We start from the raw sequence: 13,612 nt of genomic DNA on the forward strand, positions 1-13,612 counted from the left end.
GGCGGCCAAGGCCACGGCCACCGCCGCCGCTCATCACGGACTATCATTAAAAAATGGGTAAAAACGAGCATGAGACCGGGCCGCAAGGCGTGCTGCTCTGCCCGGCCTGCAAGCACCGCGTCGACACCGTGATCAAGCGGCGGCACAAGACACTCGGGGTCTTCGTCCCCGTGTGGGAGCAGGGTCCGTGCCGCAATCCCGACTGCCCCGCATACGCGGAATACCCGACGCACACCCCGCGCCGCCACCCCGCTTAGGATCCGCCTCGGGGGTCGAGGGCAGTTCAGAGACCCTGGGCGGTATCGGTGCCCCGCGGGCGGGACGCCTCAGTCGAGGACCGCGGTGGCTTCGATCTCGACCAGGTGCTCGGGCACGTCCAGTGCCGCGACGCCGATCAGTGTGGCCGGCGGCACAGGAGTGACACCGAGCTTCGCGGCTGCCCGTGCGATCCCGTCCAGGAGCAGGGGCATCTTGTCGGGCGTCCAGTCGACGACGTAGACGGTGAGCCTCGCGACGTCGTCGAAGGATCCGCCTGCCCCTGCCAGGGCGGCGGCGACGTTGAGGTAGCACTGCTCGACCTGGGCGGCAAGGTCGCCCTGGCCGACGGTGGCGTGGTCGGCGTCCCAGGCGACCTGTCCGGCGACGAAGACCATCCTTCCACCGGAGGCGACGGCAACCTGCCGGTAGACGTCGATCTGGGGCAGCCCGTCGGGGTTCATCAGGGTGATGGCCATGGCCGTACGCTCCTCGTGGTCACTTGTGGTTACTCAAAAACCATAGGAGAGTGGGCGCTGACGTGGAAGAACGCACTTTTAGGTGACTGGGGAACCTTATGGTGACCAAGCAGGTGAACGGCTCGGCAAAGGACGAGGCCGATGTGTCACGGGCGGACACGCTCGCGCGGGAGATCTTCGCGGACATCGCCAACAAGTGGGCGCTGCTCATCATCGAGGCGGTGGGCGACCGCACGCTGCGCTTCACCGAGCTGCGCGGCGAGATCGAAGGCATCAGCCACAAGATGCTCACGCAGAACCTGCGCCTGCTGGAGCGCAACGGCCTGGTCGTGCGCACGGTGCACCCCACCGTGCCACCGCGCGTCGAGTACACCCTCACGGAACCGGGCCGGGCGCTGCGGGCGACGGTCGACGCCATGTGCGACTGGACCCGGCGCCATCTGAGCGCGATCGAGTCGGCCCGCCACCGATTCGATTCGGCCTGACCGACGGCGTTTTCCGTCCTTCAGGACGCTTCCGAGTAGCCGTGATCCCGGGCGAAGGCCGCGAACACCTGGCGTGCCCCGCCCTGGGTGCGCAGGAAGCGGTGGTCGAGGATCGCGGCCAGGTCATCCAGGGCCGCACGCAGTACGGCCGCCGACATCCGGACGTCGGGGTGGCGCGCGGCTGACGCCTGGTCCGCGAGTTTCATGGCGCCCGGGATCTGGCGGGCGAGTGAGATGGCGTCGTCACCGTCGTGGAAGTAGTACGACTCGGCGTACTGCAGGAAGTCGACGCAGACCACCGAGATGTCCGAGGCGAGGCTGTCGAGGATCTCGGCACCCGCGTCGGCGTCGACCTGGTCCGTCGCGGGGCGGGTGCGGACCAGGTGCGAGATCCGCAGCGCGAGGGCGCGGCGGCGGCCGAGGGCCGGGAAGATGCCGAGCGTCCAGGCCACGGTCGCGCTCAGGAGCGCGAAGCCGACCAGGGATTCCATCGGAGCGGCGATCCTCAACCAGCCTTCGGCAGGAGCGATGTCTCCCAGACCGAGCGTGGAGATGTGGACCAGGGACACATACAGCGCGTCGAGGAACCCGGCGTGCTCGGCTGGTCGCAGGCCGGGCGAGTAGGTGAAGCCTTCCGGCATGTGGGGCCGGTACACGAGGGCCCAGCCGAGGACGGCGGTCAGGGACCAGGTGGCGACCACGGCCGCCATCCCGAGGGGGCCGGCGAGCCCCGTGGCCCGGCGACGGGGGGAGGTCTTCGACAGGCGCCACACCGCTGTCATGACCAGGCGGCTCAGGCCGCCGTGGCGGGTCGGGTGCCACAGGGTATGGAACACGTCCCGCAGGACCACGAGGACCAGCGCCGCACCCGCGATCGCCATACTCCAGCCCATCCGGATTCCTCCATGGTCGTCTCGGGCGTTCGTTCCGCGGAGGCCAGAGGACTCGATCAGCCGCAGGTAGGTGACTGCCTACCAGCGGGCCGGGTCCAGGGAGCGGCGACGCGCTCGGCTGCGCCGCACAGTGACGCGGGTGTCGGAAGCCCGGGGCGCCGACGGAAAGTTCTCCCCGCCGTGGCCGATCGAGCGGGTCTCCTCCGGGACGGCGATCCGCAGCGTGCGCCGGACGCGCTCCGGGCGGACGTCGCCGACTCGTCGCCTGCGCGGGCGGCCCGCTGCACGACGACGCGGCGATGCTTCTGGTGCGCTGCCGCGACGGGCTCGGCGGCGGCCCGGACCGGTGACGTGCCCCGGCGGTCACCGCTCCTTCTGCGGCCAGTCCAGCAGGCGGGCGCCGATGACGGCGGTCTGCAGGGTGTAGCGGTGGCGCGGATCGCCGGGGTCGGCCCCGGTGAGCTTGTGTATGCGTTCGAGGCGGTACGTGAAGGCGCGGACGCTGAGCGACAGCAGGCGGGCCGCGTCGGTGGCCACGCAGCCGGTGTCGAAGTAGGCGTGGAGGGTGTCGATCAGCGGCCTGGCGCCGCCCCGGGCCTCCTGGAGGGGGCCCAGGACGGTCTCGACGAGGTCGGCCATGGCCTGGCGGTCCCGCCCGAGGACCGGGTAGACCAGCAGGTCCGCGGCGTGCAGGACCGGCCCGTCCAGGTCGATGTGGCGGGCGAGGTCGAGGGCGTTGAGGGCCTCCTCGTAGGAGTGGACCACTCCCCCGGCACCGGGGTGGGGCCTGCCGATGGCGACGAGGCCGCCGTCGGTGGCGGCGTACGCCCGTTTCGCGAAGTAGGCGAGCACCTCGGGCCGGTCACCGGGGGCGATGCAGATCAGCCGGCCCTCCTTGGTGGTCAGCAGGATGCTGCGGTTGCCGAACCGGGCCAGGACGGCCGCCTCGATCCCCCGGACGGTGCTGTAGCCGTCGCCGTACGGTTCCGGGCCCTGCGCCACCGCCACCGCGTGGGCCTGGGCCAGCCGCAGGCCGAACCGCTCGGCCCGCTCCGCGAGCCGCCCCAGATCGCTGCCGCCGTACAGCAGGTCGTCGATGAACTCACGCCGTTCGGCCTCCTGCTGCCGCACCGCCTGCTGCTGGGCCCGCTCGTACCCCTCCGCGAACGCGTCGACCGCCTGCTCCAGCGCACCGAGCAGGTAGGGCAACTCCCGTACGGGGAGATCCGGCTGGATCTCCCGGGTCATGGCCAGGTGGGCCCGCACCAGCGACCGCAGCCCGATGCCGGCCTCGGCGGCCCGTTCACCCGCGTCGCGGCGGGCCTTCAGCTCGGCGCGGGTGAAGCGGCGCCCGGTGGCGCACGCCTGGCGCAGGAGGTCCGCGCTTCCCTCCAGATACTCGTCCGTCGCCTGCTGCTCGTCGTTCAACCTTCGCCCCGCCCGTTCCTGCCCGTCACTGCCCGAGGGCCAGCCTGCCATGCCTCCGGCACGGCAGGCTCCGCAGGCCGGTCCCCGGCGGACGGTTGGCGGCACGGAGCGGTCCTGACGTCGGACCGCCGCTACACCTTGGCGAGTTCGGCAGCCCCGAAAGAGACGTCGAAGCGGTCGCACCAGATCGCGACGCTGGAATAGTCGGCGAGGTTCGCGTCCGCCGGAATCTCGTAGTTCTGGTCGCCCCTGTTCCCCTTGAGCTTGCCCAGGCTGACGTACTTGCCGTCGTCGAAAACCCTCCAGCCCGCCACACCCTCCTTCACCGGGGCGTCGGTCAGCCACACCCTCAGGTCCGGCCCGTTACTCGTGTCCAGCCCCTCCAGCCGGAGCACGTGGGAGCCGTCGGGCAGCCGCACGATCCTGGCGGTGCCCTTGGTGTCGTGCTCATGACTGATGAAGGAGCCCTCGACGAGGGTCTGCGGCCCGGGGAGCGGCTCGGGAGAGCGCGTCCCGGACGCCGTGGGCGCCGGGCCCGGCGCGGCGGGCGAGGCGGTCGGCAGCGCTTCGCTGACCGTTTCGTCCTGCCACAGCTTCCACGGCTGGAAAAGGTACAGCCCCGCTGCGAGGACGGCCGTCACCACGACCACGGCGGCCCCGACCAACGGCCTGCGCCACCCACGATCCCACTTCATCCGACAACTCCCTGCTCCGCGCCCGACCGGGCGATGCACCTTCGTCAACGCATTCAACGCGACCCCGCGACCGGAAGCCATTACGCGCGCATTACGCACGGGCAGCCCGGCAGGACGACCTCGGCGGCCGACGCGCGGCCTCACCGGGCCGGGTTCACAGGTGCGGATTCAAAGGTGCGGATGGTCAGGTGAGCGTCTGCCGACTCGGGTTTCGAGAATCCACAGGGTGCCGCGCTCGATCGTGAACTCGATGTCGCAAGGGTCCCGGTAGTGCGCCGCCAACTGCTCCATGTAGCCGCGCAAGCGGTCGAAGGAGACCGGGTCCAGCACGGCCAGCTCCTGAAGCGGCAAGGTGTCGCGGATGCCTGAGACCACGTCCTCGCCCTGGGCGTTCGGCAGGTATGCGCCGTACAGCCCGGGACGTCCTGTGCCCGGGTCGCGACTGAAGGCGACACCGCTGCCGGAGTCGGCTCCGAGGTTCCCGAAGACCATGGTCTGAACCGTGACCGCCGTTCCGAGGTCGTCCGGGATGCGCTCACGGTGCCGATGGCGCCTGGACTGCTCGCCGTTCCAAGAACGGAACGCAGCGAGGACCGCCTGCCGCAGCTGCTCGGCCGGATCCTGCGGAAACGCCCTCCCGGTGGTGTCGACAATGAGGTCCTTGAACGTTTCGACGACCCGGATGAGGTCACAGGCGTCCAGACGGGAGTCGTCCGCGACGCGGTGCTGCACCTCGATGCGCCGGAGCACGTCGTCGAACAACGAGTCTTCGACGCCCATGACCACACTCCCGAACCTCCGCACGAGGCGGCGGTAGGAGTCCCAGCCGAACCTCTCCCGCTCGGGTCCCATGGCCAGTCCGAGCACTGACAGGTCGTTCAGCCCGATGTCCAAGATGGTCTCCATCGTGCCCGGTGCGAAGCCCCTCACCCCTGCCCGGACTGACAGCAGCAGCGGGTTGTCCACCTGCCCCAGCCGCTTACCGGCAGCCCGCTCCATCGCGGCCAGGTGCTCACCGATCTCGCCGTGCAGGCTCTCCGGCGGCTCGCCGGTGGCCAGGAAGACGCGGCAGGCCTCGGCCGTGACGGTGAAGCCGGGCGGAACGGGGAGGCCCATGCAGGCCATCTCCGCAAGGTTCGCGCCTTTGTCTCCGAGAAGATCGGCGTTGCCCCGGCCTCCCCCCGGCTCGGTGAAGTCGTGCACGTAGGAGCCCATGATCTCCACCAGCCTCCTCGTCGAAGCCCTGCCTCCCGCGATGCTGATCGCTTCGGCTCGGACATGCGTCATTCTTACGGGCACAACCACGGGTCCACGTGCGGCGCACCTTCTGTCCTCAGACTGGCGGGCCGACTCCGCCTTCAGGAAGGGCCGTTCGTCCCCCACACGAGGCCGGCGGGCCCCAGGACCCTCACGCGTCACTGCGCGCGGGTGTGGGCTCGTCTGGCGGGCGCCGCTGCACACCGGGAGTCGATGCCCTGGTCACGACCGGCCCTGGATGGCCCACCCGGGCCGCGTCCCCTCCGCCTCCAGCTTGAACCCGGTGACCAGATCGGGGCTGATCCGCAGGGCGCCGATCATCGGCTGTGCCACCCACGAGCACAGGAGCTCCGCATAGCGATCCACCTCGCCCGCGTCGGCGACCAGGCTGGCGTAGCCGGTGACGACCACACTCCACCCCAGGTGCGTCACGGGGTCTATGGCATCCGCTTCGTAGGCGACCACCACTCCGGGAACGTCGGCGGGTGCCACGAGGGACGCGAGCGCACCGCCGTCGTGGATCCGTACGATGATGTCCCCGCCCTCGACGAGGTGGTTGACCGGGCGGACGGCCGGCAATGCGTGCTGCGTGAAGACGATGCGGCCCAGCGACACCGTCGCCACAAGCCGCAGCGCCTCGGCCCTGTCCAGCTCCCGCATGCGCGGGGCGACCGTCATGTCACGGACCTGGGCGTCGGCACGCTGCGTGGCGTCCTGGTCCATGATGCACACCTTCGTCCCGTCCCACATCGGTCTGTACGGCTTTCGGTTCACCAGCCTCCCTCTCGAACCTCGCAGGAGGGGAGGCCACACGAGGTCCGGGGCGGGTTGCGGTGGCCGGCTCGTGCGAGTGCCGCAAGGCGGGGCTCTGTCTGCCCTGCCGTGCGGAGTGCGGACTCCCCCGCCGGACCGCGGCCATCAGGTGCCATGGCCCCCAGGTCGGTCAAGGCGGTCGTCATGCGATCCTCCGCGCGCTTACGGCCCCGTCGAGTTGCGCCGTTCCCGTGCGCCATCAGTTCATCCCGCCCAGGCACGCTGCGAAAGGTCCGGGAGGCCCCCCGGACAGGGCCGAAGGTCCCCTTTCGGACAGCCGACCGGGCCGCGCCGAGCCGAGTACGGACCGATGAGGGCCGCTCGCCCCTGTCCGTAAGCCCCGTCCGGCAGGCAGGACGCCCCCGTTCGCCCAGGACGAACCCCGCGAAGGTGTGCGCCGCGGGGTGCACGACCGGTGGGACACCGAGCCCGGCCTGACCCGTGGTCGCCGTCATCGCCGGTCATGCGCTGACCCCTCCGAGCCAACACCCGGTTCCTGCTGCCGAACAGAGAATGCCTCGGGGGGTGGGCAGGGTGGCACGGTACAGTCCGCCCCTGCCCCCTGCCGCTCCCCGGGCCGGTCAGGAGTGCGGGACCACCGCGACCGGACAGGCTGCATGGTGCAGGACCGCGTGGGCCACGGATCCGATGCGCGCCCCCACCGACGACTCGCGGACCCTGCGGCCGACGACGAGGAGCTGCGCGTCCGACGACGCGGTCAGCAGGACGTGACCGGCGCTGCCCCGCTCCACGTGCTCGACGACCTCCACGTCCGGGTACCTCAGCCGCCACGGCTCCAGGGCCTGCTCCAGCGCGGCCTTCTCGTACGGCTCCAGACCGCCGAACTGCTCGGCGATCCACATCGATCCGGGGCTGTATGCGTAGACCGGGGGCAGGCTCCAAGCGCGGACGGCGCGGAGCGGGACCTTGCGTACGGCGGCAGCCTCGAAGGCAACGCGCAGCACTTCGGCGGACTCCTCCACTCCGCCCTGCTGGCCCACGACCACCTCGCCCAGCTCCGGCAGGGCCACCGGCCGGCCGTGCGGGGAGCGCACCGAGACCACGGGGCATTCCGCGGCGGCGATCACCTGCCGGCCGTAGGAGCCCAGCAGGAATCCCGCCAGCGCGCTGTGTCCACGAGTACCGAGAACGAGCAGTTCCGCTCCCTTGGAGGCATGCAGCAGAGCCGGCACCACCACGTCGGAGAGCACGTGCGCGGTGACGGTGAGCTCCGGGTACCGGTCGGCGAGTTCGCCCTCCGTTTCCTTCAGGATGTCATCCGCGCGCCGGGCTTCGGTGGCGCGGTCCTGGACGAGCGGGAGTGCGAGGGGCTGCCACAACCAGGCGTGAACCACGTGCAGGGGCAGGTCACGCCGTACGGCTTCGCGAGCGGCCCAGTCGGCTGCGGCCCGGCTTTCCGGGGATCCGTCCACTCCGACGACGAGGGTGCGCTTCACAGGTCTGTCCTCCTACTGATGCACGCGGCATCGGGGGCGGCGGTTGGGTAGCGGCGCCGGCCGGGGGAACCGGCGCCGCTGGTTCCACCTTCGCCGCATCGGTCCGTGCCCCACAGGGGCCGACAGTCCCTCCCCGAGGGCCGGTCCTCCCCTCGCGGACGGGAGCCGGGCGAGTGCAGAGTGTCCGCATCGGCTCAGTCGACGAACGTTCCGGACCGCCGCACGGAGGAGCGGACATGACCGCGTACCCCATTTCGGAGCTCGACGCCCACTGGCGCGCCGCCAACTACCTGGCGGTCGGCCAGATCTACCTCATGGGCAATCCCCTGCTGGCCGAACCGCTCCGGCCGGAGCACATCAAGCCCCGGCTGCTCGGCCACTGGGGCACCTCGCCCGGCCTGAACCTGGTGCACACCCACCTCAACCGCGTGATCAAGGAGCGTTCGCTGGAGGCCCTGTGCGTCTGGGGTCCGGGGCACGGAGGACCCGCCGTCCTGGCCAATTCCTGGCTGGAGGGGACGTACAGCGAGACCTACCCCGACGTGACGCGCGACGCGGGCGGCATGGCCATGCTGTTCCGGCAGTTCTCCTTCCCCGGGGGCGTGCCGAGCCATGTCGCGCCCGAGACACCCGGTTCCATCCATGAGGGGGGCGAGCTCGGGTACGCCCTCGCCCATGCCTACGGAGCCGCCTTCGACCACCCCGGCCTGCTGGTCGCCTGCGTCATCGGCGACGGCGAGGCGGAGACGGGACCGCTGGCCGCGTCCTGGCACTCGAACAAGTTCCTCGACCCGGTCCACGACGGCGCGGTGCTGCCGATCCTGCATCTCAACGGCTACAAGATCGCCAACCCGACGGTGCTGTCCCGGATCCCCGAGGCCGAGCTCGACGCGCTGCTGCGCGGCTACGGGCACGAGCCGCTGTACGTCACCGGCAGCGACCCCGCCCTGGTGCACCGGGCCATGGCCCGGGCGATGGACCACGCCCTGGACCGCATCAGGGCCATCCAGCAGGAGGCGCGGGCGGCGGGCACCGGCCCGGGCCGGGAGTACCCGCGCTGGCCGATGATCGTGCTGCGCACGCCGAAGGGCTGGACGGGACCGGCGAACGTCGACGGCGACCCGGTCGAGGGCACATGGCGCTCCCACCAGGTCCCGCTCGCCGGGGTGCGCGAGAACCCCGCCCACCTGAGGCAACTGGAGGACTGGCTCCGCTCGTACCGGCCACAGGAGCTCTTCGACGCGGACGGCAGCCCGACGGCACAGGTCCTGGCCTGCGTCCCGGAGGGCGGGCGCCGCCTGGGCGCCGTGGCGTACGCGAACGGGGGCCGGCTGCTGCGGCCCCTCCCGCTGCCCTCGCTCGACGCGCACGCCGTCCCGGTCGACAAGCCGGGCCGGGCCCTGCACGAACCGACCCGCGTCCTCGGGCGCTTCCTCACCCAGGTCATGAGGGACACGGCCGGACGCAGGGACTTCAGGGTCGTCGGGCCCGACGAGACCGCCTCGAACCGACTGGACGACCTGTACGCGGCCACCGGCAAGGCCTGGCAGGCCGCGACGCAGTCCACGGACCGGAACCTGTCCCAGGACGGCAGGGTGATGGAGATCCTGTCCGAGCACGTCTGCCAGGGCTGGCTGGAGGGCTACCTCCTCACCGGACGCCACGGTCTGTTCTCCACCTACGAAGCCTTCGCGCACATCGTCGACTCCATGGTCGGCCAGCACATCAAATGGCTGAAGAACGCACGCGAACTGTCCTGGCGGGTGCCGATCGCCTCTCTCAACTACCTGCTCACCTCGCACGTCTGGCGCCAGGACAACAACGGCTTCTCCCATCAGGACCCCGGCTTCGTCGACCACGTCCTCAACAAGAGCCCCGAGGTCGTGCGGGTCTACCTGCCGCCGGACGCCAACACCCTCCTCAGCGTGGCCGACCACGTCCTGCGCAGCCGCGACCAGGTCAACGTGATCGTCGCCGGCAAGCAGCCGTGCTTCGACTGGCTGTCGATCGACGAGGCCCGCGCCCACGTGTCGCGCGGCGTCGGCGTCTGGGAATGGGCGGGCACCGATGACGGCTCCCGCGCACCGGACGTCGTCCTCGCCTGCGCCGGCGACGTACCCACCATGGAGGTGCTGGCCGCCGCGGCCCTGCTCCGCGAGCACCTCCCCTCACTGGCCGTCCGGATCGTCAACGTCGTCGACATCGCCCGCCTCATGCCCCATGGGGAACACCCGCACGGCATGACGGACACCGAGTACGACGCCCTCTTCACGACCGACAAGCCGGTGATCTTCGCCTACCACGGCTATCCCTGGCTGATCCACCGCCTCGCCTACCGCCGCACCGGCCACCCGAATCTGCACGTCCGCGGCTACAAGGAGTCCGGCACCACCACCACCCCCTTCGACATGGTCGTGCGCAACGACATGGACCGGTACCGGCTCGTCATCGACGTCATCGACCGCGTCCCCGGGCTCGCCGCCCGCGCCGAGGGACTGCGCCAGGCCATGGCCGACCGGCGCATCCGCCACCACGACTGGATCCGCGAACACGGCACCGACCTGCCGGAGGTCGCGGACTGGTCCTGGCCGTACTGACCAGCCCTGGTCGGCACTGCTCAGTTTGAGGACCAGTGCCGCAGGTTCTGAAGCGCCGGCCCCGGACCGGGTGCCGGCGCCTGCCCCCCTCCTCAGACCTGTCGCGGGCTCCCGGAAGCATGGGTTCAGCTCTCTCCCGGTCCCGGTCGGCCTCGGCCTGGCCCGTGCGCACGCAGTGCGGTCAGACGCTGTTCGTACTCCTCTTCGTCGATCTCGCCTCGGGCGAACCGTTCGGCAAGCAGCTGCTTGGCGGAGGGCGCGGCCGGGGGCTGCACCGGGCCCGAGGGGTAACGGTCGACGCTGCGGAGAAGCAGAAAGACTCCCGCAACGGCCAAGGCTACGAGGAGAACCATGCTGAACGACATGGCGATCCAGCCCCATCCGCCCATTCCGTGGTCGTACCAGAACATGGCTCACGCTCCTGATGCGAGGGTCCGGGGCACGGCCCGCAGAGGGCACGTCCCGCATGTCCCCACCATCCTCCGGCCCGAGTCGTCCGGGCATGGGCCGGTCGGGGTCGCTCTCAGGACCGATGGGCTCATGCCGGTGGCCGTGTCCTCCTCTAGCGTGACAGGGGCGGTTGGTTCAGGTCGGCCCAGGCGCGAGAGCGGTGAGTACCGCCTGGCGGTCCGCACCGTATGCCCGAAAATACCCCCGGGGGTACTCATGCTACGCTCGATACATACCCCCGGGGGTAATTCTCAGACAAGGAGCGACGCGTGTTCTTCATCGACACCCTTGAACTGGAAGGGCTCGGCAACCGCAGTTACCTGACGGGCGGCGCCCACACGGCCGTGGCGGTGGATCCGCCCCGCGACATCGACCAGGTACTCGCAGTGGCGGCCCGGCGCGGCGTGCGGATCTCGCACGTCGTGGAGACTCACGTCCACAACGACTACGTCTCCGGAGGCCTGGACCTGGCCCGCCTCACCGGCGCGGTGTACCACGTGCCCGCCGCAGCCCGAGTGTCCTTCGCCCGCACCCCCGTCCATGACGGCGACACCTTCGCCGTGGACGAGGGGATCACGCTGCGAGCCCTGGCCACTCCCGGCCACACCCCGCACCACACCTCCTACGTACTGGAGGAACAGGGAGCAGCCGCTGCCGTTTTCACCGGTGGTTCCCTGTTGATCGGTACGGTGGGACGGCCGGACCTGGTCGAGCCCCGCCTGACCGAGGAACTGGCCCGCGCCCAGCACGCCTCCGCGCAACGGCTGGCCGCCGAACTGCCGGACGAGACCGAGGTCCTTCCCACCCACGGGTTCGGCAGCTTCTGCTCCTCCGCCCAGGCCGACGGGGACGCCACCACCATCGGCAAGGAGAAGGCGGGCAACGACGCCCTCGTCCAAGAGGTCGACGCCTTCGTTGCCGCCCTGCTGTCCGGGCTCGACGACGTGCCCGCCTACTACGCCCACATGGGGCCGGCGAACGCCGCGGGTCCGGCTCCGGTCGACCTCACCACACCTCCTGTGGCGGACGCCACCGACATCGCCGCCCGCCTGGCCGCCGGGGAGTGGGTGGTCGACCTGCGCAACCGCATCGCGTTCGCCCAGGGGCACGTGGCGGGTTCGTTCAACTTCGAGGCCGAGGGGAAGGTGGCCACCTACCTGGCGTGGCTGATCCCCTGGGGCAAGCCCGTCACGCTGCTCGCGGAGTCCCCCGAGCAGCTGGCGAAGGCCCAGCGCGAACTGGTCCGGGTCGGGATCGACCGCCCTGCCGCCGCTGCCATCGGTGAGCCCGCCCAATGGATCTCCTCGCACGAGGAGCTGCGGCGCTTCCCGCGAGCCACCTTCGCCGACCTCGCAGCGCTGGACCCCTACGAGCACCGGATCGTGCTGGACGTACGGCGGGAATCCGAACGCGCGGACGGCTGGATCAAGGATTCGGTGCACATCCCGATCCACCAGCTCCACCGCCGCCAGAGCGAGGTGCCCGCCGGAACCGTGTGGGTCCACTGTGCGGGGGGAATGCGCGCGGGGATCGCCGCCTCCCTGCTCGACGCCGCCGGACGCGACGTCGTGGCCGTCGACGACTCCTTCGACGCCGCCCGCAGCGCGGGCCTTCCGATGGTCTCGGGAACCCGCCCCCACAGCTGACGGCCAGCCCCCATCCCGACGAGAGAAGGACCCTGTGAAGTTTCTCTTCCGGCGCGGCGGTCCCGCCCGCGTGACCGCGGTGGATGCCCATCGGCGTACCCGTGACGAGGGCGCCGTGCTGCTCGACGTACGCGAGCCTGCGGAGTGGGCGGCGGGCCATGCGCCCGGCGCCGTGCACACCCCACTGTCCGCACTACTGGCCGGCGCCGACCTGCCTCCGACTGCCCTGGGACGGTCACTGATCGTGATCTGCCGCTCCGGGCACCGGTCCCAGCGGGCCGCCAGAGTGCTCACCGGACGGGGAGCGGCGGCCGTCGACGTCGAGGGCGGCATGAACGCCTGGGCCGCGGCGGGACTGCCCGTCGTCGACGACCGCGGGAACAGCGGCTTGATAGCGTGAGCACGCTCATCCTCGCCCTGATCGCGGGAGCCGTTGTCGGTCTGGCCCTCGGCGCGCTCGGGGGCGGCGGGAGCGTGCTCGCGGTTCCGGCACTGATCTACCTGCTCGGATTCACCCCGGCCGCGGCCACCACCGCGTCGCTGGTCATCGTCACCGCCACAGCCGCCACCTCCCTCCGCGCCCATGCCGCCTCCGGCAACGTCCGCTGGAAAACCGGCATGTTCTTCGCAGCCGCCGGTATCGCTCCGGCCATGGCGGCAGCCGCCCTCGCCGCACGGGTGCCCGGACAGCTGCTCACCGCCGCGTTCGCAGCCGTCGCGGGTTTCGCGGCCCTGCGCATGCTCAGGTCACCGGCGGCCGAGCACGAGTTCCGCCCGGTCCGCCCGGTACGGGCCGCCGGAGCCGGCGCGGGCCTGGGTGCGGTCACCGGGTTCCTGGGCGTCGGCGGCGGATTCCTCGCCGTCCCCGCCCTCGTAGGAGTGCTGGGCCTGAGGATGCGGGCGGCCATCGGGACCAGCCTGCTCGTCATCACCGTCAACTCGCTCGCCGCGCTCACCGTCCGTGCCGGCGGTGCCACCCCTCTGGACTGGGCGGTCGTCGCACCCTTCACCGGGGCGGCGATACTGGGCGCCTGGGACGGAAAGCGCCTGTCCGCCATGGTCACGGGACCGACCCTGCAACGGATCTTCGCAGTCGTGCTGCTGTTCGTAGCGGCCTTCATGCTCACCGACGCGATCCGCTGACAGCGGATCCCCCG

At 71.1% G+C, this 13,612-nt stretch carries 13 protein-coding genes and 1 pseudogene; 6 read left to right on the top strand and 8 right to left on the bottom strand.

Annotated features, from left to right (window positions below; genetic code table 11):
• Positions 1-53: 53 nt before the first annotated feature.
• A complete protein-coding gene (locus tag ACFWFZ_RS25980; RefSeq protein WP_387125378.1) occupies positions 54-257 on the top strand; it encodes a hypothetical protein in 204 nt (67 codons plus the stop codon).
• 69 nt (positions 258-326) lie between these two features.
• Here ACFWFZ_RS25980 and ACFWFZ_RS25985 read toward each other — a convergent pair whose 3' ends face one another.
• Positions 327-734, bottom strand: coding sequence for a RidA family protein (locus ACFWFZ_RS25985; protein ID WP_387125379.1), 408 nt, complete (start codon positions 732-734; stop codon positions 327-329).
• Between the two features lie 98 nt (positions 735-832).
• On the opposite strand from ACFWFZ_RS25985, the gene ACFWFZ_RS25990 reads away from it, so the two are divergent.
• Positions 833-1,219, top strand: coding sequence for a winged helix-turn-helix transcriptional regulator (locus tag ACFWFZ_RS25990; protein WP_387125380.1), 387 nt, complete (start codon positions 833-835; stop codon positions 1,217-1,219).
• 20 nt (positions 1,220-1,239) lie between these two features.
• On the opposite strand, the gene ACFWFZ_RS25995 is transcribed toward ACFWFZ_RS25990, so the two are convergent.
• The 6 genes and pseudogenes from ACFWFZ_RS25995 to ACFWFZ_RS26020 all read right to left on the bottom strand — a co-directional run bounded on the left by ACFWFZ_RS25995 (position 1,240) and on the right by ACFWFZ_RS26020 (position 7,762).
• Positions 1,240-2,112, bottom strand: coding sequence for a potassium channel family protein (locus ACFWFZ_RS25995; protein WP_387125381.1), 873 nt, complete (start codon positions 2,110-2,112; stop codon positions 1,240-1,242).
• 363 nt (positions 2,113-2,475) lie between these two features.
• Positions 2,476-3,540: a PucR family transcriptional regulator gene (locus tag ACFWFZ_RS26000; protein WP_387125382.1), complete on the bottom strand. Its 1,065-nt coding sequence runs from the start codon at positions 3,538-3,540 to the stop codon at positions 2,476-2,478.
• A gap of 131 nt (positions 3,541-3,671) precedes the next feature.
• Positions 3,672-4,235, bottom strand: coding sequence for a DM13 domain-containing protein (locus ACFWFZ_RS26005; protein WP_387125383.1), 564 nt, complete (start codon positions 4,233-4,235; stop codon positions 3,672-3,674).
• 183 nt (positions 4,236-4,418) lie between these two features.
• A pseudogene (locus tag ACFWFZ_RS26010) lies at positions 4,419-5,450 on the bottom strand (PEP/pyruvate-binding domain-containing protein); the annotation flags it as partial.
• A gap of 264 nt (positions 5,451-5,714) precedes the next feature.
• Positions 5,715-6,215, bottom strand: a complete 501-nt coding sequence (locus ACFWFZ_RS26015) for a pyridoxamine 5'-phosphate oxidase family protein (protein ID WP_387125384.1) — start codon at positions 6,213-6,215, stop codon at positions 5,715-5,717.
• A gap of 671 nt (positions 6,216-6,886) precedes the next feature.
• Complete coding sequence (locus ACFWFZ_RS26020; RefSeq protein WP_387125385.1) at positions 6,887-7,762, bottom strand: universal stress protein; 876 nt, start codon at positions 7,760-7,762, stop codon at positions 6,887-6,889.
• A gap of 236 nt (positions 7,763-7,998) precedes the next feature.
• On the opposite strand from ACFWFZ_RS26020, the gene ACFWFZ_RS26025 reads away from it, so the two are divergent.
• Positions 7,999-10,359 (top strand): phosphoketolase, encoded by a 2,361-nt coding sequence (locus ACFWFZ_RS26025; RefSeq protein WP_387125386.1) that lies wholly within the window; start codon positions 7,999-8,001, stop codon positions 10,357-10,359.
• A 125-nt stretch (positions 10,360-10,484) separates the two neighbouring features.
• Here ACFWFZ_RS26025 and ACFWFZ_RS26030 read toward each other — a convergent pair whose 3' ends face one another.
• Positions 10,485-10,769, bottom strand: coding sequence for an SHOCT domain-containing protein (locus ACFWFZ_RS26030; protein WP_387125387.1), 285 nt, complete (start codon positions 10,767-10,769; stop codon positions 10,485-10,487).
• 309 nt (positions 10,770-11,078) lie between these two features.
• Here ACFWFZ_RS26030 and ACFWFZ_RS26035 point away from each other — a divergent pair, with 309 nt between their 5' ends.
• From ACFWFZ_RS26035 to ACFWFZ_RS26045, 3 genes are read left to right on the top strand one after another with little or no spacing between them, the layout of a single operon-like run.
• Positions 11,079-12,455, top strand: coding sequence for a rhodanese-like domain-containing protein (locus tag ACFWFZ_RS26035; protein ID WP_387125388.1), 1,377 nt, complete (start codon positions 11,079-11,081; stop codon positions 12,453-12,455).
• Positions 12,456-12,489: 34 nt separating this feature from the next.
• On the top strand, positions 12,490-12,855 hold the full coding sequence (locus tag ACFWFZ_RS26040; protein WP_387125389.1) for a rhodanese-like domain-containing protein: 366 nt from the start codon (positions 12,490-12,492) through the stop codon (positions 12,853-12,855).
• Positions 12,852-13,598 (top strand): sulfite exporter TauE/SafE family protein, encoded by a 747-nt coding sequence (locus ACFWFZ_RS26045; protein ID WP_387125390.1) that lies wholly within the window; start codon positions 12,852-12,854, stop codon positions 13,596-13,598. The genes ACFWFZ_RS26040 and ACFWFZ_RS26045 overlap by 4 nt, the downstream gene beginning before the upstream one ends.
• Positions 13,599-13,612 lie beyond the last annotated feature (14 nt).

It is taken from the genome of Streptomyces sp. NPDC060232 (assembly GCF_042726555.1).
Lineage (GTDB): Bacteria > Actinomycetota > Actinomycetes > Streptomycetales > Streptomycetaceae > Streptomyces.

Excerpts from the sequence above, each read along its gene's own strand:
- ACFWFZ_RS26025 (WP_387125386.1), top strand. The coding sequence starts at position 7,999 with ATGACCGCGTACCCCATTTCGGAGCTCGACGCCCACTGGCGCGCCGCC.
- ACFWFZ_RS26005 (WP_387125383.1), bottom strand. The coding sequence starts at position 4,235 with ATGAAGTGGGATCGTGGGTGGCGCAGGCCGTTGGTCGGGGCCGCCGTG.
- ACFWFZ_RS26030 (WP_387125387.1), bottom strand. The coding sequence starts at position 10,769 with ATGTTCTGGTACGACCACGGAATGGGCGGATGGGGCTGGATCGCCATG.
- ACFWFZ_RS25995 (WP_387125381.1), bottom strand. The coding sequence starts at position 2,112 with ATGGGCTGGAGTATGGCGATCGCGGGTGCGGCGCTGGTCCTCGTGGTC.
- ACFWFZ_RS26015 (WP_387125384.1), bottom strand. The coding sequence starts at position 6,215 with ATGGACCAGGACGCCACGCAGCGTGCCGACGCCCAGGTCCGTGACATG.
- ACFWFZ_RS25980 (WP_387125378.1), top strand. The coding sequence starts at position 54 with ATGGGTAAAAACGAGCATGAGACCGGGCCGCAAGGCGTGCTGCTCTGC.
- ACFWFZ_RS25985 (WP_387125379.1), bottom strand. The coding sequence starts at position 734 with ATGGCCATCACCCTGATGAACCCCGACGGGCTGCCCCAGATCGACGTC.
- ACFWFZ_RS25990 (WP_387125380.1), top strand. The coding sequence starts at position 833 with ATGGTGACCAAGCAGGTGAACGGCTCGGCAAAGGACGAGGCCGATGTG.